22 protein-coding genes and 2 pseudogenes are annotated in these 22,637 nt (G+C 56.4%); 12 read left to right on the top strand and 12 right to left on the bottom strand.

All coding sequences use genetic code 11. From position 1 onward, the window contains the following. Nucleotides 1–8 precede the first annotated feature (8 nt). The 3 genes from AC2FEE_RS18950 (at nt 9) to AC2FEE_RS18940 (ending at nt 3,274) form a co-directional block, all read left to right on the top strand. On the top strand, nt 9–1,403 hold the full coding sequence (locus tag AC2FEE_RS18950; protein ID WP_496866904.1) for an ATP-binding protein: 1,395 nt from the start codon (nt 9–11) through the stop codon (nt 1,401–1,403). Beyond that, a complete protein-coding gene (locus AC2FEE_RS18945) occupies nt 1,337–2,413 on the top strand; it encodes a hypothetical protein (protein WP_496866892.1) in 1,077 nt (358 codons plus the stop codon). Before AC2FEE_RS18950 ends, AC2FEE_RS18945 begins: the two co-directional genes overlap by 67 nt. A gap of 618 nt (nt 2,414–3,031) precedes the next feature. Next, the gene (locus tag AC2FEE_RS18940) at nt 3,032–3,274 is read left to right on the top strand and encodes a glycine zipper 2TM domain-containing protein (protein ID WP_496866891.1); all 243 of its coding nucleotides are present in this window, start codon (nt 3,032–3,034) and stop codon (nt 3,272–3,274) included. Nucleotides 3,275–3,586: 312 nt separating this feature from the next. Here AC2FEE_RS18940 and AC2FEE_RS18935 read toward each other — a convergent pair whose 3' ends face one another. Further along, complete coding sequence (locus AC2FEE_RS18935) at nt 3,587–4,207, bottom strand: cysteine hydrolase family protein (RefSeq protein ID WP_496866890.1); 621 nt, start codon at nt 4,205–4,207, stop codon at nt 3,587–3,589. A gap of 252 nt (nt 4,208–4,459) precedes the next feature. On the opposite strand from AC2FEE_RS18935, the pseudogene AC2FEE_RS18930 reads away from it, so the two are divergent. Continuing rightward, nucleotides 4,460–5,161: pseudogene (locus AC2FEE_RS18930) on the top strand (IS6 family transposase). Nucleotides 5,162–5,293: 132 nt separating this feature from the next. Here the strand turns inward: AC2FEE_RS18930 and AC2FEE_RS18925 are convergent. Beyond that, complete coding sequence (locus tag AC2FEE_RS18925; RefSeq protein ID WP_496866889.1) at nt 5,294–5,905, bottom strand: hypothetical protein; 612 nt, start codon at nt 5,903–5,905, stop codon at nt 5,294–5,296. 125 nt (nt 5,906–6,030) lie between these two features. Between AC2FEE_RS18925 and AC2FEE_RS18920 the strand changes: the two genes are divergently transcribed. Beyond that, nucleotides 6,031–6,390 carry a hypothetical protein gene (locus AC2FEE_RS18920; RefSeq protein WP_496866888.1) on the top strand — a complete coding sequence of 120 codons (360 nt, stop codon included), beginning with the start codon at nt 6,031–6,033 and terminating at the stop codon, nt 6,388–6,390. 74 nt (nt 6,391–6,464) lie between these two features. Here AC2FEE_RS18920 and AC2FEE_RS18915 read toward each other — a convergent pair. From AC2FEE_RS18915 to AC2FEE_RS18905, 3 genes and pseudogenes are all read right to left on the bottom strand, one after another. After that, a pseudogene (locus AC2FEE_RS18915) lies at nt 6,465–7,009 on the bottom strand (site-specific integrase); the annotation flags it as partial. A gap of 615 nt (nt 7,010–7,624) precedes the next feature. Then, entirely contained in the window at nt 7,625–7,891 is a 267-nt protein-coding gene (locus AC2FEE_RS18910) for a hypothetical protein (RefSeq protein ID WP_496866887.1), read from the bottom strand. 95 nt (nt 7,892–7,986) lie between these two features. Continuing rightward, nucleotides 7,987–9,060: an AraC family transcriptional regulator gene (locus AC2FEE_RS18905; protein WP_496866886.1), complete on the bottom strand. Its 1,074-nt coding sequence runs from the start codon at nt 9,058–9,060 to the stop codon at nt 7,987–7,989. Nucleotides 9,061–9,535: 475 nt separating this feature from the next. Between AC2FEE_RS18905 and AC2FEE_RS18900 the strand changes: the two genes are divergently transcribed. From AC2FEE_RS18900 to AC2FEE_RS18885, 4 genes are all read left to right on the top strand, one after another. Further along, nucleotides 9,536–10,594 carry a DUF1214 domain-containing protein gene (locus AC2FEE_RS18900; protein ID WP_496866885.1) on the top strand — a complete coding sequence of 353 codons (1,059 nt, stop codon included), beginning with the start codon at nt 9,536–9,538 and terminating at the stop codon, nt 10,592–10,594. Between the two features lie 17 nt (nt 10,595–10,611). Next, entirely contained in the window at nt 10,612–11,619 is a 1,008-nt protein-coding gene (locus AC2FEE_RS18895; protein WP_496866884.1) for a DUF1254 domain-containing protein, read from the top strand. A 120-nt stretch (nt 11,620–11,739) separates the two neighbouring features. Further along, the gene (locus AC2FEE_RS18890) at nt 11,740–12,447 is read left to right on the top strand and encodes a transporter (RefSeq protein WP_496866883.1); all 708 of its coding nucleotides are present in this window, start codon (nt 11,740–11,742) and stop codon (nt 12,445–12,447) included. A 32-nt stretch (nt 12,448–12,479) separates the two neighbouring features. Next, nucleotides 12,480–12,749, top strand: coding sequence for a phosphate-starvation-inducible PsiE family protein (locus AC2FEE_RS18885; protein ID WP_496866903.1), 270 nt, complete (start codon nt 12,480–12,482; stop codon nt 12,747–12,749). A gap of 243 nt (nt 12,750–12,992) precedes the next feature. Here AC2FEE_RS18885 and AC2FEE_RS18880 read toward each other — a convergent pair whose 3' ends face one another. After that, nucleotides 12,993–14,210: a BCCT family transporter gene (locus AC2FEE_RS18880; protein WP_496866882.1), complete on the bottom strand. Its 1,218-nt coding sequence runs from the start codon at nt 14,208–14,210 to the stop codon at nt 12,993–12,995. Between the two features lie 171 nt (nt 14,211–14,381). Between AC2FEE_RS18880 and AC2FEE_RS18875 the strand changes: the two genes are divergently transcribed. Further along, a complete protein-coding gene (locus AC2FEE_RS18875; RefSeq protein ID WP_496866881.1) occupies nt 14,382–15,269 on the top strand; it encodes a DMT family transporter in 888 nt (295 codons plus the stop codon). Here AC2FEE_RS18875 and AC2FEE_RS18870 read toward each other — a convergent pair. Then, nucleotides 15,245–15,766, bottom strand: coding sequence for a glutathione peroxidase (locus AC2FEE_RS18870; protein WP_496866880.1), 522 nt, complete (start codon nt 15,764–15,766; stop codon nt 15,245–15,247). The genes AC2FEE_RS18875 and AC2FEE_RS18870 overlap by 25 nt on opposite strands. 142 nt (nt 15,767–15,908) lie before the next feature. On the opposite strand from AC2FEE_RS18870, the gene msrB reads away from it, so the two are divergent. Further along, nucleotides 15,909–16,358 (top strand): peptide-methionine (R)-S-oxide reductase MsrB, encoded by a 450-nt coding sequence (gene msrB, locus AC2FEE_RS18865; protein WP_496866879.1) that lies wholly within the window; start codon nt 15,909–15,911, stop codon nt 16,356–16,358. Next, nucleotides 16,355–16,864, top strand: coding sequence for a peptide-methionine (S)-S-oxide reductase MsrA (gene msrA, locus AC2FEE_RS18860; RefSeq protein ID WP_496866878.1), 510 nt, complete (start codon nt 16,355–16,357; stop codon nt 16,862–16,864). Before msrB ends, msrA begins: the two co-directional genes overlap by 4 nt. Before the next feature lie 19 nt (nt 16,865–16,883). Here msrA and AC2FEE_RS18855 read toward each other — a convergent pair whose 3' ends face one another. The 5 genes from AC2FEE_RS18855 to AC2FEE_RS18835 all read right to left on the bottom strand — a co-directional run bounded on the left by AC2FEE_RS18855 (nt 16,884) and on the right by AC2FEE_RS18835 (nt 22,486). After that, on the bottom strand, nt 16,884–18,887 hold the full coding sequence (locus AC2FEE_RS18855) for a hydantoinase/oxoprolinase family protein (protein WP_496866877.1): 2,004 nt from the start codon (nt 18,885–18,887) through the stop codon (nt 16,884–16,886). Between the two features lie 72 nt (nt 18,888–18,959). Further along, nucleotides 18,960–19,997: a tRNA epoxyqueuosine(34) reductase QueG gene (gene queG, locus AC2FEE_RS18850; RefSeq protein WP_496866876.1), complete on the bottom strand. Its 1,038-nt coding sequence runs from the start codon at nt 19,995–19,997 to the stop codon at nt 18,960–18,962. A gap of 76 nt (nt 19,998–20,073) precedes the next feature. Then, complete coding sequence (gene fzlA / locus AC2FEE_RS18845; protein WP_496866875.1) at nt 20,074–20,739, bottom strand: FtsZ-binding protein FzlA; 666 nt, start codon at nt 20,737–20,739, stop codon at nt 20,074–20,076. A 58-nt stretch (nt 20,740–20,797) separates the two neighbouring features. After that, on the bottom strand, nt 20,798–21,532 hold the full coding sequence (gene mtgA / locus AC2FEE_RS18840; RefSeq protein WP_496866874.1) for a monofunctional biosynthetic peptidoglycan transglycosylase: 735 nt from the start codon (nt 21,530–21,532) through the stop codon (nt 20,798–20,800). Between the two features lie 39 nt (nt 21,533–21,571). Continuing rightward, entirely contained in the window at nt 21,572–22,486 is a 915-nt protein-coding gene (locus tag AC2FEE_RS18835) for a Hint domain-containing protein (RefSeq protein ID WP_496866873.1), read from the bottom strand. Nucleotides 22,487–22,637: the final 151 nt, after the last annotated feature.

Here is a 22,637-nt window from a genome sequence, read left to right as displayed (position 1 = left end):
AGCCCGGCATCGGCAAGAGCCGGCTGATCGAGGAATTCCTCTCCAGAGCGCGCGCCGCATGCCAACCCAATGTCCGCCACTATCAGTGCTCACCTCACCACACCAACAGTCCGCTGCATCCGGTCATGGATGCCCTGTCGCGGGCCACCTCTATCAACGAATGCGACAATGATCTCGATCGTTTGCGCCGTATCGAGGAATGGGTGCCTGCCAATCTCGAAGACCCCAAACAAGCTCAAGCTCTTCTGGCAGCGCTCTTTGGGCTATCAGGTGTCAGCCAACCTGAACTTGGCCTGGGTCCAGAGCTGCAAAAGGAACTTACGCTCGCCCTATTGGCAGAGTGCGCCATCGGGGATGAGCCCGAGAGCACGATCCTGATTGTCGAAGATGTTCATTGGGCCGATGCCACTACGATAGAATGGCTTGGCGTTCTTCTCCGCAAACTGGGAGGTACAAAACGGCTCTTGATCGTTAATTTCCGTCCCGAGTTCGAGCCTTCCTGGGATAGTCCGGTTTCGCCTTGCCAGTTAACGCTGAGCCGAATGGGATTTGATGAAGGACGCCGGATTGTCGCGGAGGTGGTCGATCACAAGGAGTTCCCGGACGCGATTCTTGACCAGATCCTGCAAAAAACGGATGGAGTCCCGTTGTTTGTGGAAGAGTTGACGAAGACTGTGCTCGAAAGCGGACTGCTCGAACAAACCGAGAGCGGTTTCAAGCTTCTTGGCCCCGCAAGCAGTTTGAAGATACCCGACACACTCAAGGATTCGCTCACAGCCCGCCTGGACCGGCTGTCGTCTGCCAAGGAAGTCGCCCAGCTTGGCGCATGTATTGGCCGGGAGTTCAAATACGGTCTTGTCACCGCTGTCTCATCGTTGAACGAGCACGATCTGGATGAAGCTCTTTTGCAGCTGGTCGAGTCGGGGCTCGTATCCAGCTGGGGAGACAAGCCGAACACGACATTTGTTTTCCGGCACGCGCTCGTTCAAGACACGGCCTATGAGAGCATTCTCCTAAGTCGCAGGCAGCAATTGCACCTCTTACTTGGCGAAGAGTTGGAGCAGCACGCAAACCCAGAAGCGAGCGAACTCGCCCGGCATTTCTCACTCGCAGGAGAGCCCGATAAAGCAGCATCCTATTATTTGAGGGCCGGCACACAGTCGCTCGCCCGCACGGCTTTATCCGAAGCGGAAGCGCAACTTGCACTTGGTTTAGCTGAGGAATTGCCGTTATCGGAAACGGGAAAGCGACTCGAACTTGAGCTGCGCTTGGCGCGGTGCGCATGGCGCATCTGGGCTGGACGCACGATGGTGTACTCGATGCTCTTGAGCCAGCCGTGGAATTGGCCAAGAACCAAGGCGATTCGGATAACCTGGTCAGATCGCTTTGGGGTATTTGGGTAAACCGCGCCTGCGTCGGCCAATTTGCGACCGCCGAACGCTGGCTTGGCGAGCTGATAGATGACGACGCCAGTGTTCAAGGTACTGAGTTCTCGCTTGTAGCCAACATGGCCGGCTCCGCGACAAATTTCTGGCTGTCGAACTACAATGAGAGCTACAGGTGCCGAGAAGCGATCCTCCGCCACTACGATTTGGCCCGCCATCGTGAAATCGTCGCCTACACGATGCATGATCCAAAGGTGCTGTCGCTGCAGTGGACTGGCGTCTATCAGCATTGGGTGTGCGGGTATCCCGACCGTGCGCTCGAGAGCTTCGAAGAAATGATCGAAGCGGCGCGACGGCTCGCTCATCCGTTTAATCTGAGTTTTGCGCTCACAGACGGAGCCCCTCCTCTGGCATGGATGGGGATGTTCGAGCTGGGCGTCTCCCACGCCGAAGAAGCGCTGGAAATCGCCAGGGAAAACCGGTTGGCCTTTATCGAGCATTGTATTTGCCCGATTTTCGGAGGCTTACAGCAAAGCTATGCAGGCGATGAAGAGACCGGCTTTGCGCTCTTCCAAAGGGGTCTCGATTCCTGGACCTCCGCCGGCGGCCGCCTGAACACCGGGATGCTCTGGAGTGAACTGGCTCGCGCCGCCGCGAGAATTGGCAAGAACGATGAAGCAATGGAGCTCGTTGATCGCGCTATCGAGATTGCGGATAGTACGGGCGAGGTTTGGTTCCAGCCCGAATCGCTACGGCTTAAGGGCGATCTGCTACTGCAACAACAGGCCGAGGAGCACGATCCGGAACCTGCGCTGGTATGTTACTTTGCAGCACTCGAATTGGCGAAAGCTCAAGAGGCGAAGAGCTGGGAACTTCGCGCCGCATTGAGCCTTGCCGAAGTCTACCAACGCAAAGGCGCGGATGTTCTTGCCTATCGTACATTGGTACCGGTCTATGAATGGTTCACCGAAGGCTTTGATACCCCGGACCTTGAGAGCGCAAGGTTAATGCTCGAAGGGTTGCGCTAAGGGCTGAAGATCGGCTCGACAATCCGCATGCCGAAAAACTCCTTGCGCCAGCATTAACGGGTCACCTCGGTTACGCCAATTCGTCGGCAAACCTCCACCACCGTCGCGCCCTCCGCGAGAGCCACCTCGACCTCTCTTAGTCGGCCAATAAAACGATCGTAGCCGTCCGGTGAAAGCGCTCATTCTGGGTGCTGCCGCTCCCGGTTAGGCTTCATCCAAAACAGCGTCGGTGGTTGTTTGCTCAATCAGCCTAGCCGACATTCGGACACACTGAAGCATTGGTCAATATGGGCTCATCCCTGCCGTTCTCTGCGGATGGTATCGACAGGGGCAGTGAGCCATTAGCCGACGTTGATCACATTATTGTCCTTTGCCCTTGCAGAAAGTCGCAATCAACGGAAATCGGGCGTTGGGATTACTGACTATGAAAGTCAGGTAGGTGGATCAAACTGTGGCTCACCCTAGGACCGCATGACGATATTGCTCAGCGGACGAGCGACCCCGCCGTTCGGCGGGTTTTTGCTTCTGGACCGCCGACAGGTTGGAGAGAGGTTCGGCAGAACATACATCTCTGGAAACAAAAGGTCATGACAAACAAGTGAACCTAAGGAAACTGACATGAAGAAGACAACAGTAGCTTGCCTGCTTGGTGGTGTATTCCTTGTGGGGGCATGTGGTGCCCCGACAACGCAAACTCAAGCTCAAGCACAAAACGACGCTCGTTGTGCCGCTGGGGTTCTGGGAGGGGCGGCTATTGGTGGCGTCTTAGGCAACCAGATTGGTTCAGGCACGGGCAAGACCCTTGCAACGGCGGCTGGTGCCGGGCTTGGAATGTATGCGGGCCAATCGGCTTGCAATTGACGAACGACACAGACAGCAACGAGAGGGGCCAGTAGAAAGGCTGCACATTAGCCTTGCCTCTACGTAGTGGTGCGCTGAATCGCGGCGCCAGAGCGTCAACTCAGAATTAGCTCAGTGCCCAGCAGGCTGCCTCGCTAAGAACCTTGCCTGCCGTTGCCGCAAATCTTGAGTGCTTCGAATGCAATTGGCAGCTTTGGTTGGCCTATGGGCCTGCGTAGCTCTGAGCCCAAACCTACCAGCCTTCGACACATTTCGAATGGCTGGTTTGGGCTTTAGGTAATGTGAAGCAGACATAAGGAAGCCGTTTACGTATCACAGCAAAGAGATCGCGTTGATCACTGTTTCACGGTTCTGAACAGCGCCGGTTTGCAAATACTCCATTGCTCTGAGCGCAGCTTCATGGGCTTGGATGGATGACCCGCCGACGCAATCCTCCACAACGCGGCAGAAGTAGTCTGATTGGTGGCCATCAACGAACGTGTAGTGCACACAAACATCTGTCAGCCCTCCGCATAGTATCAGAGTATCTACCTTCAGGCCGCGCAGCAGAATTTCGAAATCGGTTCCAAAAAACGCAGAATAACGCCGCTTCGGAACCAAATAGTCACCAGTGCGATATCCCATCTCTTCTTTGGCAACCTCTGTCCGTGGATCACCTTCGAGACAGTGTATGTCCTCATCGCCATCCAACTCCCGGCCGAAGTCGATCCGGTCGGAGCGATGAACTTCCTGTATGAAGATGACGGGCACATTGTTTTGATGCGCGGCATCAACCAAATCGCGCGCAGCGATCATTCGTTCCTTATAACCCGGCATATTGTCGATTGAGCGGACTGCGCTGTTATCAATGAACGTGCTCTTCTGAATGTCGATCACGATCAGGGCGGGTCGACCCTCGATCAGTTTCTTTGCATTTTTGTGTTTGGTTGTCATCTTCGACCTCAGTTTTATCAGGTCGTCCTGACTAAGCGCCGTTCCTGGCCGGGTCGTCCCGGCGGGCAGATCAATTTTGCCTAAATGTGCTAGGGCGCTTGGTCAAGGGTGTGGGCTTTTTTGCATTGGGATGAATAGCAGACGTTCACACCCAAACCGGCATTGTCGGCTTTTTCCGCACTGCCGTCATTGGTGGGTCTTGTCAGAGGAACTTATGTTGAGAGGGGCAGGACACTTTTGTAGCTTCCAGCTATGAATAGCAAATCGCCATTCAAGTACTTCAGAACCAGTCCGGCTATCATTCGATTGGCGGTGATGCTGTACGTCTGATTCCCGCTTTCACTGCGGAATGTCGAATACCTACTGCATGAACGCGGCATTGAGGTGAGCCAATAAACTGTGCGTTATCGGTGGAACCGGTTCGGCCCGGTTTTCGCCTCTGAGATATGACCAAAGCGGTTGCAGCAATTGCGTGCATTCTCCAAACGGAAGTGGCATATGGACGAAGTCTGCGTGAAGATTAACGGCAAGCGACACTACCTTTGGCGGACTGTGGACCTCAAGGGCGAGATTCTGGAAGCGGTCATCCCGAAACGCCGAAACAAGCAGCGTTGAAATTCCTCAAGAAATTGATGAAGCGCCATGGCCGCGCGAAAGAAATCGTCACGGATCGTTTAGCATCCTACAAGGCAGCTCTGCGAGAAATCGGTGCGCAAGAAAAACAAAAGACGGGCAGGTGGCTCAACAACCGCGTCGAGAACCCGCATTTGCCATTCCGACGACGAGAACGTGCCATGCTTCGCTTTCAGCATACGAAGTTTGCAGAAGTTTGCCGCCGTTCATTCCTGCGTCTACAACCACTTCAATCAGGAAAGATCGCTCTCCAGCCGAGAAACCTTCAAGTTGACACGCAGCGCCGCACTTGCAGAGTGGCGCGAACTTGGCGCGGCATAAAGGACAGTCTCTCTGGCCTAACAGAAACGAGTTCGAGTTTGTCGGACAGAACCTCTGATTGCACCAATTAGCTTAAGGCCCAAACGAAAAAAGAGGCCCATGGGCCTCTTTCCTTTAGCTTAGCGCCTTACATCATCGTTGCTTCCTGCGCGCAACAATCCCTGTCAAACCAAGTGCAGCCAGGAGCAAAGGAAGCCCGGCAGGGACTGGAACAGGCGAAATTGCCACATCGTATGTTGAGCCAGCGGAGCCGGATAAACCTTTAATAGAAAACGTGTAAGAGCCCGCCGCTATGTTGGAAAAAATGGACGTTCCTGCCGCGACGTTGCTCGTGAAGTTCACCGACGTTGTCGTAGTGCCATCATAAAGCGAGAACCGTGCCTCACGGTCGGCTTCATTGTTCTCGGAACCGAGACTACAGTCGCTGCCGTCGAAGCCTTCACAATCATCAATATCTGACCCATCCAAACCTAACAGGTTCACGAAATCCAAATTGAAGTTTTTTAAAGATGTAAACGAATAAGCGTCTATTCCATCAACGATTCTACCAGCTATACCGATAGTCCCTGTAATGAGGCCAAGAGCTTCAGTGCCGTTAACATCGCCTACAGCATTGCCGTTACCCCGGTTTTTATTGCTTTCAATGATCAGAAAGTCTGGTTGAACAGTTGCGGCCGAAGCCGAAGTTCCTGCGGCAACACCAGAAATCGCTATGGCTGCAGCTGCCAGAATCTTCAATTTCATTACACCCTCTTAATCGTTACGCTTTTGTTTACCGCTAGGCGAAACTTACTTGCTACGGCGCCAAGTGCCATAAACGCCCCCCCGGAACAACCATTTCGGGAGGAACAATCAGGGGCTACCAAGACATGTTTCTGCCTCAAACCCAACATCTGTTTCACAGTTTCGTCGAATTTCGCGTTGGGCCTGGGCAATCAGCTAAACAGAAACAAAGTTTAGGTGCAATTTGCGCCGGATGGGAAACAATCTGGCAAAGATTCGTCCAACTTGCATCCACTCCTGCAAAGGATTTTGAAGCCTCGCCATTTATTGGTTCTGAAGCCGCGCATTGTACTACAGCTATCGTAGCTTCGAACCAAAGGCGGTTGGTCCGCTTCGCGTTGGGAGTTCATTTTGGTCGCGACCTAAAATTATGGCAAAAAGTCCGCACCGCCAACTTTGGGCAAAGCGTCGATCTCGCGGGCGCAGCAAATGACCGGTTCGGTTAACCTGCTTTGTAGCGTGGCTTGACGCGATGATTGACCGGAATGGGCCACCCGTGGAGGCGGCCCCGGGGAAACAAGATTTCGGTGGCTGCAGCAATGGCTAGCGCGTCCTCAAGCTCCACACCGAGATGCCGAACTGTGCTGCCCATCATTGTATGACCGGGCAAAAGCTGCACCGCGCAGATTGCCCTTCTTCTTGTTAATCTGTGCGACCTTGGTTTGCCGCATTGAATCTGTACCGTAAGCGTTCGCCTCCAAACCAATAGAAGTCACCCAATCATGAGATCGTCTTCCATCCACTTTTCGACGGAGGCACACGTCTCGCCTGATAGTTCAAAATGCACTGGATTCTGCATCTCGCTCAGCAATACCGACGCCCTTTCCTTGATCTGGCCAGAAGCCATTATGTCGGCGACTTTTTTCTTCACCTGATCACAGCCGCGCAGCTTGCTATCGATTGCCATGTTGAACAACGCGAAATCACGTTGGTTTTTGGCCTGTTCTGACCGAACTCGGATTGCCCAGACTTGCTTTGACTCTAGCGGCCGCTTCTGACTGACAAAACGTTCCTTGTTCCAAGCTGGGCGAAGCGCGCGAATATAGGTAAATTAGTTGTTTCCATGACTGATCCTCCAATCCGCAAAGCTCTCCCACAACGACAACCCGCAGCTGACGAGGGACAATTCAACAGGACGCTGTGCAGCCTCTGATGTCTGCTAGAAGCCCTCTTCTCCAAATTCCTGCGATGCAGCGAATGTCGGCCTTGATGGAATGCCGCCTGCAAAAAAACAGTGTGATCGGGGTTCCACCCAGCGTTTGTGGCACTGGAGTCTTGAGTGATCGACTTTGATCTTGAGGCGATCGAACCCAGTTGCTCTTGCGATAGTGTTTTAACACCTGCGGACAAGTCGGTGGGAAACGCCAGACAGCTTCACCTGGCGCACGCACTAGTCCACGTGCGCGAGGGCCTCGGTCCGTAAGCAGAGAAATGTACAGGTCGCTGCTGGCCCAAGGTGAAGACCGGAAGTACCAATGCCCGTTACCTGTGCTGGCCGGTTCTGCCCCGGTCACGTCGATGATGTTAAGGTTCTCATTTCTGACAGTCGGTTCTGGAAGAGAGACCCGTTTACTGCTTCATCGGAAAGCTGGCCCGGACGGTCGCGCCCGAAGATCAACCGCGACATGGCGAGCGCTTTATCGGTCTGCGACTGATAAAGTGTCACATCTGTACCCGTACTCAGAAGCTGTAAGTTACACCCAAAACGGGTCCTGATTGTGAGAGCTTGAACCTTGTTTGACCATCAGCGCCGCTGAATACCCGGCCGGGAGTATCGCTGTTAAAGCACAGGTCTGTGCGCATGTAGTCCGCGCTCAGTGAGCCATTGGTTGTCTTGGTGTCCGCTGCGTTGGTGTAGAAGTTGCCGTAAAACCTCCAGTCGGAATCCTGTGCCACTGCTATTGATCCGCCAAGCAGCATCGTCGCCGAAACCAGCAAACTGCCCACGATACACCTTATTTCCAAGCACTCCATGACCCGCCCCCCTTTTTGCCTATCCCGAGTTTGAGACGCGGCAAAAGACGCGCCGCGCCGCAGTCCTGTTACGTTTCACAATCGCATTCGACCGGGTCGAGTATCGGAACAGATGCCCTGTGGCTCTTCAATGCGTTGGCGCGAAACTCGGAAGGTGTTTGACCGGTCCATTTCTTGAATGCCCGCGTCATGGCTGTTGCGTCAGAGTACCCCAACTGATCAGCAATATCGGCCATCGACTTCTCGGATTCGGCAAGCAAATGTCTGGCGCGACCGCATTTGGCTTCTGTGACGATGCGAGAGAGCGTTGTCCCATAAGCGGCAAGTCGTCGATTGAGTACCGCGCCCCGAATGCCACATGCCCGGACAAGTTTGGAAACTGACAAGTCAGTTCGCCCAACCATAGAGTTGGCAACGCTCTGGATCGAACTCAGCAAGTCTGTCGGCACCGGGTTTTTGGCGTCCTGACCTGCCGGGACGGCCTCGCTCGCAGTTCGGTTGACCAATTCGTGCAAAAGCCAGGCGCTTGGGAAGCGGACGGAATAGCCGTCTGGGCCTGCGCCCACGGCCCTGATGCCGTAGAAGTATGACGGGAGGAGGGCAGGACTGTTCACCCGAACAAGAACCTTGTTCGCTTCCCAATGCGGACCAGCGGTTTCATGCAGCAACGTGGCCCACCGACTGATCTGAAACGCATCCATATATGCGGGAGAGCAGCGCGGAGTGAACTTACGTTTGGCCGAAAGCACAGCGTAGTCTCCGGAGACATCAAGTGTCATCGCGACCGCATTCGTATTGTTTCCCGCATGAACGCAGAATCTGGCAATGAAATCAGCCAGGGATTTTGCAGCGCGAAAGGCCTGCCCGAACGGGGATGAAACGGTCGGATCTGAGGTCTGGCCAACAAGCGCCGGAAAGTCGGGCGATGTGTTCTGCGCAACGGCTTCGAACACGGCATAGACCGTATCATGCGGAACAAAGAAATGTGATGCGCTTAGCTCTGAGAGCGAAAGATCGAAATCTGCAAGAAGGTTTTCCACCGATTGACCGGATTCCCGATACGCCAGCAACAGCGGCAGAAGAACCCGCCCACGCGCGAGAGGCGGTGTTCCCTGTTGAGCAATTCCGTCCTGGCTCGTCATCAAACATCCTGCAAATGCTGAAGATGGAACGATTGAGTACACCAAACATAGACTGGCGCGGTTTCGTGTCCCTGACCTGCGTCAAAGCTGAAGTCACTTGTTGAGACTAAAAAGCCAGGTTTCTGCCGGTTTAGGCTTGCCAGAAATGAACCTCGCCGTCCGCTGAGCGCGGTCTAGTACATTGACATCGCTACAGGACTGACGGGTCATTTGTGTGGTTCGAAAGAATAAGAGCGTCTGACAGGCGTCTTCGATGCGTTATCTTAGTCTGTCATTTTAGGCCTGTTTTCCGGCGCGGTTGCTCCAAACTGTCAGGGTATACATTCGAATTCTGTGGTTTGTTTGACGGCGATGGCCATGGTTCCAAACGAAGAATCTCTACAAACCGCCAAGTGAGAGGCGTGAGAGCGAGCGCCTGATCAGGCGTTGGGACCATCAAGCGATACATTTCTTTAGTTGGTTAGTGGAGCGGCAAATGATCAAACACACGCGTAAACGCTGGAAGCTTGCGGCCTTGGCTGCAGCACTAGGGAGCACCGCGACGGCTCAAAGCTTTGATACTACTGTTGATGCGCTCCCTGATACGCAAGCGGTACCGGTCAATATCGATAACTTCGTCCGGGCCGCCACGGATATCGAGTTGGGGACATACGTGGCCCTCGGGGGCGGTGTGAACGCGTTTTATCACTTCCTTGAACCGGTAGACGTGAACCAGCAGCCCACGATCCGGATGAACCGCGACACGCTTTACAGCTCGGTAGTGATCGACATCAGCGATGGCGCGACACTGACGCTGCCCGACACGGGTGACCGATATATGACCACGATGATCGTCAACCAGGACCACTTCGTGAACGAGGTGTTCAATGGCGGCGGCAGTTTTGAGCTGGACGTGGACACCTTTGGCACACCCTACGTTGTCGCGTTTACCCGCATTCTGGTCGATGCCTCCGATCCCGAAGATGTGGCCATCGTGAACGCGCTTCAGCAGCAGATAACGCTTGATGCGGCCTCGGCCAATCCGTTCGTGCTTCCCAACTATGACGAGGAAAGCTTTGAGGGGCTGCTCAACACCATCCTCGCCTTTGGGCCCTTCTTGCCGGACAGCACGCGCATGTTTGGCCCCAAAAGCGAGGTTGACGGTGTCCGCCACCTGATTGGCACCGCCGGAGGGTGGGGTGGCCTGCCCGAGGACGAGGCTCTGTATCTCAACGTTGATCTAGGTCTTCCGGTTGGAGAGTTCAAAATCGAGGTGCCAGCGGATGTGCCCGTGGGGGAGTTCTGGTCCGTCAGCACCTATAACGCTGCCGGTTTCTTTGAGCCGAACGATCTGGGGGCCTACAACATCAATTCTGTCAGCGGAGAGCGAAACGAAGACGGAAGCATGACGGTGCATTTTGGCGGCTGTGAGGACGGTCGCGTCAACTGCATGCCGATCGTGGAAGGTTGGAACTACAACGTGCGCCTCTATCGCCCCTTACCTGAGATACTTGATGGCTCCTGGGTCTTTCCAACTGCCGAACCTGTTAACTGAGAAAGAGAATTTAAGTCATGAAAAACCTACTTCTGACAACCGCTCTTGTTCTGCCGACCATCGTGTGGGGCAACGACGCACCCGATGTGACAGTGGAGACGTTCATCCGTGCTGAATCCGACCATATGTTCCGCAGCAACCTGGAAAACTTAGGAGCGTCAATTGGCGAGCTAAAGCACGAACGCGAACCCGCTACGACTGACAATCAACCGATTATTCGGATGAACCAGGATACGCTCTATTCATTGGTCGTGCTGGACCTGAGCGATCCTGCCGAGATTACGATCCCAGACATGGATGGGCGTTACATCTCGATGCATGTCATTAGTCAGGACCACTTTATGTACGCCGAATCCGCGCCCGGCACATATCAACTAACCCAGGATGAGGTTGGCACACGGTTCGCCTTTGTCATCTTTCGTACGTTTGCGGATGTCACCGACTCCGCGGATATGGACGCCGCGCATGCGACCCAGGACGCAATCATTGTCAGCGGTGGCGGTCCGGGCCCGTTTGAGGCCCCGGATTGGGACACAGAAGCACTTGCGACAGCGCGACAGGCGCTCAATGAAATCGCGGTCCTCGGGTTCAACGCGCGCTACGCCTTTGGTCGGAAGGAGGAAACCCGCCCAATCGACCACTTGGTCGGGGCGGCGTCTGGCTGGGGTGGCCTGCCCGCGGTGTCGGCGAATTATGTTCTGGACGCGGTCGACAAAAATGATGGCGAAACACCCCACGCAGTGACCGTCAAGGATGTGCCCGTGGACGCGTTCTGGTCGGTCACAGTCTATAACGCGGACGGGTTTCTTGAAGCCAACGATCTCGGCATCAACAGCTTCAATAACTTCACTGCCGAAGCCGGTGCCGACGGGGCGATCACGCTGCATTTCGGCGGGTGCGGGGACGGGCGGGTCAACTGCATCCCGATCACTCCTGGCTGGAACACTGCCGTACGCCTTTATGAACCGCAGGAACCGATCCTGAATGGCAGCTGGACCTTCCCAGAGATTGAACCCGTGAACTGAGCCACGTGACCTACAGCCTTTCAGAGGGAGTATACGGCTATGCGTCGATCCCATGCACTTGCGGGGCTGATTTTTGCAGCCAGCGCAGGAACCTCAACCTTTGCAGATGAGGCATCCGATTTGGCTCAGGAACTGGCCAACCCGCTTGCGGCAATCATCTCGGTTCCGTTTCAGTTGAACTACGATGATAATCTGGGTGTCTCCGATCAGGGGTCGCGCACCACGCTCAATTTTCAGCCAGTGGTGCCCTTTGAGCTTAATAATGACCTTAACCTGATCACCCGTACAATTATTCCTTACATCTGGCAGGAAGATATTGTGCCGGAGACACGTCAGGAAGGGTTCGGCGACATTTTGTTTTCCGCCTGGCTTTCGCCCACCGGAACAGGAGATCTGACCTGGGGCTTTGGTCCTGTTGTGCGGCTTCCCACCTTCAGCAACGTATCGAGCGACACCTGGGCAGCCGGGATCACCGGCATTGCCCTGCGTCAGACCGGGCCGTGGACCTATGGTGCATTGGCTAATCATCTGTGGGATCTGGAGAGCAATCCCGAAACCCCCACGAATGTAAGCTTTCTCCAGCCTTTTCTTGCGTATTCCACTGAAGGCGCCTGGACCTATTCGTTGCAAAGCGAAAGCACCTATGACTGGGAGGCTGAAGCCTGGGCCGTGCCCATAAACGCGTCGGTGTCCAAGCTGGTGCAATGGGGGGCGTTGCCGATCAATTTGCAAGCGGGAGCGGGTTATTGGCTGGAAGCACCCGAAGTTGGTGCGGAGGGCGTTCGTTTCCGCTTACAGGCACAGGTTGTCTTGCCCAGGGGGCGCTGAAGTTTGGCACAGGCTTTGTTTGTTGACCGCCGATCTTTATTCTTGATGTGAGTGATCTGCTGGACGTCTTTGCAGCCGCCCTTGTGGTTCTGATCGCCATCGAAATCTACACCAATGTCACACTCTATCTGACTGCCGATGTCATTCACGTGAAACTGGTTGTTGCAACCGCTCTGATGGCCGTAGCCCGGAAGGTCATCACACTCGATACGTCGGACTTGGAACCGCTCTATTTCGTTGGGTATTCGGGTCTCGGTCTGGCGTTTGGTGTCACGTATTGGTTGCTGTGGCGCAGCAAGTAAGAATGATTAGAGACACTTTGTCGATACTTACCCAAGCTCCGCTGCCTTCATTGGCGCTTTTGGAAACGCGGTAGCAGTTCCTTTTTTGAGCCCCAGAAAAAACCTGAAGTCCGAGAGCAGGCCATTGTGCTTGTCTAAGAAATGCTCACTTTGTCCGTATAGCGGACATAGCTGTACTAAGAACCCGCCCCAGAAGAAAACGGGCGCTAGACACGCCCGCTTCCGTTTCTTTACAAAAGTTGATCAGTGAACAGTCTCAACCTTGTGGAAGTCCAGGTCACGGTCTTCCGGCATTGCGTCGATGCTCAGAACCTCTTTGCGCTTGGTGATCAGGATATAGACCACGCAGGCCAGATACAGGCCGACAACAACCGCACCGATCCATTGGATCTGCAGCCACTGGCTTTGGAACAACAGGGTCAGGACGAACAGCAGCGCAACGTTGCCGCCGATATAGACCAGTTTGCCCAAACGTTCGACCGTCATGTTCAGGTTATCTGTATAGAGCCTAATCAGCGAGTCCAGCGAGTTGATCACAAAGGTCACGCCCACGATCACCATCGCAATGTTGGTGATACCTGCCGTGCTGATGCCATTCAGGTGGTAGTAGTAGAGAACCGTGAACCAAATCGCCAACGGGATCGACGGGAAGATCAGCAGCGCGGCCAGCAGTTGCCAGGTCTTCAACCCGCCCACAAAGCGCGAGGTGAACTGGCCGATCATGATCGACCACGCAAACCACCAGAACAGGTAGAAGGCGTGATAGTCGGTCAGCGGCAGGACGAACTTGTGCAGATTGCCGAAATAGGCCCCGATATTGCTGCCGGTTTCAAAGAACCCGGTCAGTCCCATCCCTCCGGCAATCCACATGCCGAGGATCAGCGCCAGGAACAAGAAGGTCGAGCCAACCGACAAGATACGTACGTATTTCAGGTCGGTCGACGAATAGGCCGCCGCCAGGATAACCACGAACACGATGACGTAGAAGGTCGTGACCACGGATTCGCCATCTCCGACTTCGGGCAGATAGCCGGGCAGGTAGATCAGGAACAGGCTGGCGGTAAAGGCACAGGTGCCGATGATGACCACGTTGTTGATCAGCTTGACCAGTGGGATCTCAAAGAACTTCACGCGGGGTTCGATGACGCAGAAATAGAATGCTGTCAGGAAGTAGAAGGCCCAGATCAGGAAGCCCCAGAAGCCGAACTCGATCGCCAGCGGATTGGCGAAGGCATAAGCGGGATCTTCGGCATAACCACCGAACTCGGTCAACGGGAACATGATCAGTCCCACATCCAGACCGGATGTGAACAGGATCGCAATGAAAGTGAACAGATGGACGGGGGTCACGCCGACACAGCGCAGGTTCCACCACTTCACTACAAAGAAAGCGACCAGGCCCAGGGCCAGCAGGACGCCAAACGACAGTATGTATTCCAAAAGCACCAAAACGCCTCCCATGATATTTCGGATGCCGACGGTGTTAACTTTTATTGGCGGGTCAATCAATAAAAACGACCTGGCAACCTGTGACACACGCCAAATGTGCCTTTTTTGACGCAAGAAACGCCGCTTCTTGCGGCGGTTGCGAAATTGGTGAACAGTGCGCGAAAGTTCTAAGGGGGGACCGGAATGGATCTTCGCGCCATTGCTATGGGGCTGACATTTGCGTTCATCTGGTCCTCGGCTTTCACCTCGGCCCGGATCATCGTTGCAGATGCGTCTCCGTTGTTTTCACTGGCTTTGCGGTTCCTGATTTCAGGGGTAATCGGTGTCGCCATCGCGCGTGCGATGGGTCAAAGCTGGAACCTGACCCGACCCCAGTGGCGAGCGACCATCCTGTTCGGAATTTGCCAGAATGCCCTGTATTTGGGTCTAAATTTCTATGCGATGCAGACGGTTGAGGCCTCGCTCGCCGCCATCATCGCTTCGACAATGCCACTTCTGGTGGCGCTGGCGGGGTGGGTGTTTCTGGGGGAAAAACTACGACCGATCGCGGTACTGGGCTTGTTTGCAGGTTTTGCTGGCGTGGCCCTGATCATGAGCACACGGATCGGCAGTGGCGTTGATATGTTCGGCGTAGCCTTATGCTGTGTCGGAGCTTTGGCGCTGACCTTTGCCACCTTGACCATTCGTGGCGCCACTTCGGGCGGCAATTTCATGATGGTGGTCGGGCTGCAGATGCTGGTGGGCTCTGCCGTATTGTTTGTCGCCGCACCCTTGTTTGAAACGATCTACATTCATCCGACCGTGTCACTGGCGCTGGCCTTCACCTACACGACCCTGTTCCCCGGCCTGTTGGCGACACTGATCTGGGTGTTGCTGCTGGACCGGATCGGCGCCACCCGCGCGGCAACCTTCCATTTCCTCAACCCGGTCTTCGGTGTCACCATCGCTGCCATCCTGCTGGGCGAAAAGCTGGGGCCACTGGACGCAGTGGGGGTTGGGATTACGACGCTTGGTATTCTGGCGGTTCAGTTGTCGCGGCAACCTGCTCAGGGCAATAAGGCCTCGACCTGACGCAGAAGCTTGGGCGCATCTGGTTTCGTGTTCGCGCCATAGGTGGCAACAACCTCACCCTCGGAGTCCAGCAGGATCTTGTTGAAATTCCAGCGGGGCTCGAACCCGGTCTGCGCCGCAACCGCCTTGTAGAACGGGTGTGCATTTGCGCCTTTCACCGGGGTAATGTCGGTCATCGGCAGGGTCAGGCCATAGTTCATCTCACAAAACTCCCTCACCTCATCGGCCGAGCCCAACTCTTGGTTGAACGAATCCGATGGCACGGCCAGAACCACAAGGCCCTGATCCGAATAGGCCTCAAACACCTTTTGCAGAGCCGCATAATGCCCGGTAAACCCGCATTGCGAGGCGGTGTTCACCACCAAAACCGGCTGGCCTCTCCAGTCTTCGATCGACAAGGTTCCCCCATCGATCGATGCGAACTCCCCCGCCAACGGAGCCGCCTGCACTGCGCGGCCGAGCAGGATCAAAACCGTCAAAAGAAACATTCTGAGCATGATTAGGTCTCCTTTTACCTACACTACGTTTCAAAACCGGTTGCAGATCACCCGCACGAACGCGCGAGGCCACTGAAATAGGACTTTGATTTCCGCGCCCCTGCCCCCAGATTATGCCACAAGAAAAACGACCGGAGGAGCCATGACCCGTTATACCAAAGACCCCGAGGCCGTCGCCGCCCTGTCCCCCGAAGAATTCCACGTCACTCAGCGCAGCGGGACCGAGCGCCCGGGCACCGGCAAACACCTGAGCAACAAGGAGCCGGGGATCTATGTGGACATCGTCTCGGGCGAGCCGCTGTTCGCCTCGACCCACAAATACGAGTCCGGCTGCGGTTGGCCCAGTTTCACAAAACCAATCATTCATGAACATGTGGAGGAATTTCACGACACCACTCATGGTATGATCCGCACCGAAGTCCGCTCGAAACACGGTGACAGCCATCTGGGGCATGTGTTCCCGGATGGTCCGCGCGAACATGGCGGGCTGCGTTATTGTATCAACTCTGCCGCACTGCGGTTCATCCATCGGGACGAGATGGAGGCCGAAGGCTATGGCGAATACCTGATCCATGTGGAGGATATCCAATGACCGATGAACGCGCCGTACTTGCCGGGGGCTGTTTCTGGGGTATGCAGGACCTGATCCGCAAACTGCCGGGCGTGTCCCGCACCCGCGTCGGCTATACCGGCGGTGACGTGCCCAACGCCACCTATCGCAACCACGGCACCCATGCCGAGGGGATCGAGATCGTTTTCGACCCTGCCAAGATCACCTATCGCGAATTGCTGGAGTTCTTCTTCCAGATCCACGATCCAACCACGCTGAACCGTCAGGGCAATGACCGCGGCATGAGCTACCGCTCGGCCATCTATTATGTGGACGATGCCCAGAAACAGGTGGCCCTGGACACAATCGCGGACGTCAACGCCAGCGGCATATGGCCCGGCAAAGTGGTGACCGAGGTCGAACCCGTGAGCGATTTCTGGGAGGCCGAGCCAGAACATCAGGATTACCTCGAGCGTATCCCGAACGGCTATACCTGCCACTTCCCGCGCCCCGATTGGGTGCTGCCCAAACGCGACGCAGCTGAATAAAGGGAAGGCCCTTTGGGGGCTATCCTGTCGCCACTCGCGGGCGGCCGCTGGCCTCGACGGTGACCATGGCTTCGACGAACACGTCCTGCGCCTCGATCCGGGCGGTTCGGATATCCCGATCAACCACGATCCGGATATCCTCGGCCCCCGCCTGACGCACGGCTCCCTCTGCCTCGGTCCGCAACACCGATTCCAATAGTTCCAACGCCTCTTCGGATTCGTTGAAATCCCGCGGCCCGTCTTCAAGATGAACCCTGAACCGGCCCTCGGACGGAGACGTGACCGTGCCCGTTCTGCGCAGGGTCAGGCGGCCCACAACGGCACCGATGGCATTGGCCACGCCTGCGTGTTCCGGCAGGATCATGCGACAGCGCAGACGCTCGCCAACCGCCGGGTAATAGCTGGAAGCCGACGCCCCTAGCCCCACAACATCCACGTTCAACGCCGTATCCAGCGCCAACAGACCGCGATGACTGGAAAGACCCTTTTGCGTCAGAACATGGCGTGCCAGCTCGGCCGATGGCACACCAAACGCTTCGGTCTCTTCTCCAAAAGCAGTCTCTAATAAGGTCAATGTGGTTTGTTCGGTCAACTGATCCACGATGATCTGCGCCAGTTCCTCCGGCGTCTTGGCCAACCTGTCACCAGTTCCAATTCGCTTGCGCGCGATCAGTTCCAGCGCCTTATGGGCGGCATCCGCATCCCACACGTCCAACCGGCCCAGAACATGGCTCGCATCTGATGGCGTCACGCCCGAGACCTGTACGATCCCGCGATCAACCAGCCGCGCCAGAGCCCCGTTCTCCATCCGGGTCCGCAACAATTCGCTGAGTGGCAGAACTTTTGCATCCAGTCTTTCCAGCAGGTCCGCTTCCCGCGCACCCAAGCCTTCGGCATGGATACCGGGAACGCGACGAGCGAAACGCGTGTCATGCTCGCCCACCGTTGTCGCCCGCAACTGCGCGTCCAAAGCGGCATGAACGGCCTCAGGCGCTTCGGCCGCAATCAACGAGACCGGCAACACCCGGCGCGGACCCAGAAACACGCCACCGCCCAAGCCTTCGGTCATCACATGCACCTGGCTATCACCACCCAGACCATGAGTTCGCATCGCAACCGCCTCGACCATGGTGCGAAACCCGCCAACCCGCGCGCCCGCCGGGTCAATTGCGGGCTTTCCGTCTCGGATCAGCGCCACATCGGTCGTCGTCCCGCCGATATCCGATACAAGGGCGTTCTCTGTTCCCGTCAGCCAGCTTGCCCCGACGATCGACGCCGCCGGGCCGCTGAGGATCGTTTCAATCGGTCGCTCGCGCGCCTGCTCGGCGCTCATCAGGGCACCGTCCCCGCGCACCACCATCATTGGCGCGGTGATACCCATCTCCAACAGCCGGTCCTGAGCGCGTCCGATTAGCCGGTCGATCATCCCGATCAGCCTGGCATTCAGCACCGCAGTCACTGCCCGTTTCGGACCATTCAGCTTGGCCGACAAGTGATGCGAGCAAGTGACCGGAGCACCGGTCCGCTCGTTAATGATCCGCGCGGCTTCCAATTCATGCGCGGGGTTCCGTGTTGCGAACTGCGCCGCAACAGCAAAGCCCGAAATGCCTTTATGAGAGTCTATAAAGGCCTCAAGCGCCGCCACGTCCAACGGCGCCGCTTCACCTCCGGCATGGGTATGACCACCCCCAACAACCAAGGCCGGATCACCTTTCAGCGCGTCCCGCAGCCCGTGCTTGTCCAGATCACTGTCCTTGAACCCGATATAGACCAGCGCCACACGCCCGCCTTGCCCTTCAACCAGCGCGTTCGTTGCCAAGGTGGTCGACAGCGACGCCATTGAAATCTGCTCCGGCGCCACCTGCGCGGTGCCTAGAACCGCCTGAATCGCCTTGCCCACACCAATCGCGAGGTCAGCCCGCGTGGTCAGGGATTTGGCCGAGGCTATCACCTCACGCTCATCCCGGATCAGCACCGCATCCGTATAGGTTCCACCCGTATCCACCCCCAAAGCCAACGCCATCGGGATCTCCTTTCTGTTCGCTGCAGATGGGTGTAGCGGTTTGGACCGACACGTCCAGCCTGTTTGCGGCACTTATGACAATCGTTGCACCGCCCAGCGCGCGGCATCGGCCACTGTGGGGTCCAGATCTTCCGTCAAACCCTGTGCAATGGGCCGCAAGTCATCCACGCCCGAGTTGCCGATGGCATACAGCACATTGCGTACAAACCGATCCCGCCCGATACGTTTGATCGGTGATCCGGAAAACTTCGCGCGAAATGCGGTGTCATCCAGCGTCGCCAAATCCGCCAGGGCAGGCGCTTTCAGATCATCTCGGGCGGCATAGCGCAAATCGCTGGCGGCAACCGCAAACTTATTCCAAGGACAAGCCGCCAGACAATCGTCGCAGCCGTATATCCGGTTACCAAGCTTGGCTCGCAGGCCTTCGTCTACTGGTCCTTTATGCTCGATGGTCAGATACGAAATACAGCGCGTCGCATCCAACTGATACGGCGCCGGAAACGCATCCGCCGGACAGGCGTCCAGACAGGCCCGACACGATCCGCAATGATCTACTTCGGCCATGTCTGACGGAAGATCCAAAGTGGTGAAAACTGACCCTATAAAGGCCCAATTGCCCCAATCTCGACTGACCAAGTTGGTGTGCTTCCCCTGCCATCCCAATCCTGCGGCATGACCCAAAGCCTTTTCCGGCACCGGAGCCGTATCAACAAAGACTTTCACCTCTCCGCCGCCCTCGGCAATCAACCAGCGCGCCAACCGTTTGAGCCGTTTCTTGACCAGATCATGGTAATCTTTGTTCTGGGCGTAAACCGAAATCGCCGCCCGGTCCGGATGATCCAACACCTCAGTGGGATCATGGTCGGGCGTATAGCTCTCGGCCAGCATGATCACCGACCGTGCCTCGGGCCACAGTGCCGCCGGGTCGCCACGCCAATGCGTCCGCTCGGCCATCCACCCCATCTGCCCATGATACCCGGCCTGCAAAAACGCCTCTAACCGGGCGGGAACCTCAGGCACGTCCCAAGGCCGACACACTCGACAGGACACAAAGCCTTCGCTCAGCGCCTGGTCTGTCAATCTTTCCTTTAAACCCGATCCGCTCTTCATCTGGCCAACAAAATCCTCGGGGGTGAATTGGCCCAAAGGGCCAAGATGGGGGCAGCCGCCGCCCTGAATTACCCTATCAGAAATCCAGATCAGCGTAATGGACTGGCGGCCGGAACCCCGGTACCTGATCCGCCAGGATCGACCGGAACGCTGGCCGCGACTTTATCTTGGCATACCAGTCTTTGACCGCCTGAGACCGATTCCAGTCCACGTCCGAGATGTAATCCAACGCCGACAGATGCGCCGCAGCGGCAAAATCGGCCAGAGTCATCTGATCCCCGGCCAGCCAACGGCGGTGATCCAGCAGCCAGGCCATGTAATCCAGATGATACTTGATCGCCTTTGCGCCTGCCTTGACGTTTTTGCTGTCGGGATAGCCCTCGCCCGTCACCTTTTTGTTAACACGCTCATACAGCAGTCGCGATGTCACTTCGTGATGGAACTTGTCATCAAACCAACCCACCAGACGCCGCACCTCGTACCGTGCTTCGGGCTTTTTGGGCATCAGCGGAGGTTCAGGGCGGGTTTCTTCGATATACTCACAAATGGCGGCGCTCTCCGCCATGACCTGTCCATCAAGACGCAATACCGGTACTTTTCCGGCGGGGTTGCGGCGTAGGAAGTCCGGGTCTTGTTCCCAGTATCGTTCCTCGACCAGCTCAACTTCGATCTTCTTTTCCGCAAGCGACAGGCGCACCTTGCGACAATACGGGGACAGGGGAACATGAAACAGACGCGCCATGGGCTTCCAATCGAACCAGTGAATACCCCCCAGCTTTAGCCTTGAGGGGCATAGGGTTTCAATCCTCGAAACAATCCGCGCGACCATCTGCGCGGATGGTGGCCGCCCCATCCAGGATCGATGTCGCCCGCCTGCGCGTTCGAACTGAGGGGTCGGTGACCGACCGATTGCGGGGAGATGGCAGAATCGCCGCGATCCGCGCCGCCTGTACGGGGCTTAACCGAGAGGCAGGCACGCCGAAATTGCGCTGGGCCGCAGCCTCGACCCCGAACACGCCCTGCCCGGTTTCAGCCACGTTCAGATAGACCTCGAGGATGCGCTGCTTGCTCCAGAAAACCTCGACAACCGGCGTGATCGAAGTTTCCAACGCCTTACGCACCCAGCTGCGGCCCTGCCACAGGAAAACGTTCTTCACCACCTGCTGTGTGATGGTCGACGCACCGCGTGTACCGCCATTTTCCAGCGCATCGCGGATCGCTTCGACGTCAAAGCCCCAGTGCAGGCAGAAATTGGCATCCTCGGCCGCCACGACCGAGCGAGCCATGACAGGCGAGATTTCCTCGATCGGCACCCAATCGCGCTCGACCTTGCCCAGTCGGCGCCATTCGGACCAGATCGTATGGGTCACCGGCGGGTTCAACACCGAATAAAGCGCCACCAGCCCAACCACAAAGACAACCACCCCCAACACAGCCCGAGTCACCCAACGGCGAATCCGCAATGTGATTGGTTTTCTTGCCTTTGACGCCTTGCTTTTCTTACTGCTCGATTTGCGCGCTGCTTTTTTTGCCATGATGTTGCTATACGACGCGGCGATTTGGTTTGAAACGGTTTAAATCGCCAGCGCGCGCGCCTCGCGCGGGCGGACGACCGGACGCGCGGTTTCCGGCATCACCGGATCTCGGCTGCGCAATTCCGGAAACAGGCTCAGCACTTCGGCCTGTGTGTCACGATCCGCCTGGCTCACCGCATGTCCGGGATAATAGCTTTCGCTTTTTGCTCCGTTGGCAATGACGATCTCATGCCGGGCAAACAGAAGGTGGATATACTCGACCTCACCACATTCGATACGGGCCACCGTGTCGTCGTTAACCAGACTATGCGCAGCGATCAGAACCTCGGAATGGCCGAAGAGGTATGGCGCACGCCAATCCGCCACCAGCATCCGGTGCTGCGGCGATACGGTCAGAGGACGATCAAGCCCCAAAACGCCGGCCTCGAACCGGATCGGGGCCAGTTTGCCCCGCGCCTCGACACGGGTGTTGCCAACCCACAGCAACGGCTGGGCGCCGTGATCGGCGGTGGTAACCATGTCCCCCGGCTGAAGGTCTTCGACCGGGCGCGGACCGTTCGGCGTTTCGATCATTGTGCCGGGCGTAAAGCAGGGCGGACCCAGCGCGTCAACATCCAGTGGCCCCTGCGTAGTAACGAAGGTTGACGATACAAAGGTGCCACTTTGCAATACCTTGCCATCAGTCGGAGTAAAAACCCGCGTTCCATCCGCAAGATAAAAGGTTGTTCCGATGTAGGTTACGTTTCCCTGACCGGATACGTTAATTGTAACCGTATCCCCCGGCCATGACCGGGTAACATCCACACCGTTGACGGTGTCGTTGTTAAACCGATCGATATCGCCATCGTCATTCTGATCCACCAGATCATATTGCTGTACCGTCAGCGTTGTTCCCGCTGCGGGCGGGTTCGCAGGGTCCATGTCAAAGAACTGGTCTGTATAGGTCGTTGGCATGTGTCTGCTCCTGCCTGCTCGTCACGTTGGACAGCAGTGTCTCTGCAAATCCCGAAGAAACTATGGCCATAGCTAGGCGCGAACAGCGCAAAAATGCAATAAATGCGGGTAAATTACTCCAAATCGGAACAAACCCGCGTGCTCCAGGAGA

It is taken from the genome of Ruegeria sp. YTSC199, assembly GCF_059609725.1.
Note: the sequence above shows the minus strand (reverse complement) of the source record. Positions and strands in the feature narration are given on the sequence as shown.

What these genes read in the sequence shown, in the direction of transcription:
- AC2FEE_RS18940 (WP_496866891.1), top strand. Translation starts at nt 3,032, where the DNA reads ATGAAGAAGACAACAGTAGCTTGCCTGCTTGGTGGTGTATTCCTTGTG.
- AC2FEE_RS18935 (WP_496866890.1), bottom strand. Translation starts at nt 4,207, where the DNA reads ATGACAACCAAACACAAAAATGCAAAGAAACTGATCGAGGGTCGACCC.
- AC2FEE_RS18925 (WP_496866889.1), bottom strand. Translation starts at nt 5,905, where the DNA reads ATGAAATTGAAGATTCTGGCAGCTGCAGCCATAGCGATTTCTGGTGTT.
- AC2FEE_RS18920 (WP_496866888.1), top strand. Translation starts at nt 6,031, where the DNA reads ATGTTTCTGCCTCAAACCCAACATCTGTTTCACAGTTTCGTCGAATTT.
- AC2FEE_RS18905 (WP_496866886.1), bottom strand. Translation starts at nt 9,060, where the DNA reads ATGACGAGCCAGGACGGAATTGCTCAACAGGGAACACCGCCTCTCGCG.
- AC2FEE_RS18900 (WP_496866885.1), top strand. Translation starts at nt 9,536, where the DNA reads ATGATCAAACACACGCGTAAACGCTGGAAGCTTGCGGCCTTGGCTGCA.
- AC2FEE_RS18895 (WP_496866884.1), top strand. Translation starts at nt 10,612, where the DNA reads ATGAAAAACCTACTTCTGACAACCGCTCTTGTTCTGCCGACCATCGTG.
- AC2FEE_RS18880 (WP_496866882.1), bottom strand. Translation starts at nt 14,210, where the DNA reads ATGGGAGGCGTTTTGGTGCTTTTGGAATACATACTGTCGTTTGGCGTC.
- AC2FEE_RS18875 (WP_496866881.1), top strand. Translation starts at nt 14,382, where the DNA reads ATGGATCTTCGCGCCATTGCTATGGGGCTGACATTTGCGTTCATCTGG.
- AC2FEE_RS18870 (WP_496866880.1), bottom strand. Translation starts at nt 15,766, where the DNA reads ATGCTCAGAATGTTTCTTTTGACGGTTTTGATCCTGCTCGGCCGCGCA.
- msrB (WP_496866879.1), top strand. Translation starts at nt 15,909, where the DNA reads ATGACCCGTTATACCAAAGACCCCGAGGCCGTCGCCGCCCTGTCCCCC.
- msrA (WP_496866878.1), top strand. Translation starts at nt 16,355, where the DNA reads ATGACCGATGAACGCGCCGTACTTGCCGGGGGCTGTTTCTGGGGTATG.
- AC2FEE_RS18855 (WP_496866877.1), bottom strand. Translation starts at nt 18,887, where the DNA reads ATGGCGTTGGCTTTGGGGGTGGATACGGGTGGAACCTATACGGATGCG.
- queG (WP_496866876.1), bottom strand. Translation starts at nt 19,997, where the DNA reads ATGAAGAGCGGATCGGGTTTAAAGGAAAGATTGACAGACCAGGCGCTG.
- fzlA (WP_496866875.1), bottom strand. Translation starts at nt 20,739, where the DNA reads ATGGCGCGTCTGTTTCATGTTCCCCTGTCCCCGTATTGTCGCAAGGTG.
- mtgA (WP_496866874.1), bottom strand. Translation starts at nt 21,532, where the DNA reads ATGGCAAAAAAAGCAGCGCGCAAATCGAGCAGTAAGAAAAGCAAGGCG.
- AC2FEE_RS18835 (WP_496866873.1), bottom strand. Translation starts at nt 22,486, where the DNA reads ATGCCAACGACCTATACAGACCAGTTCTTTGACATGGACCCTGCGAAC.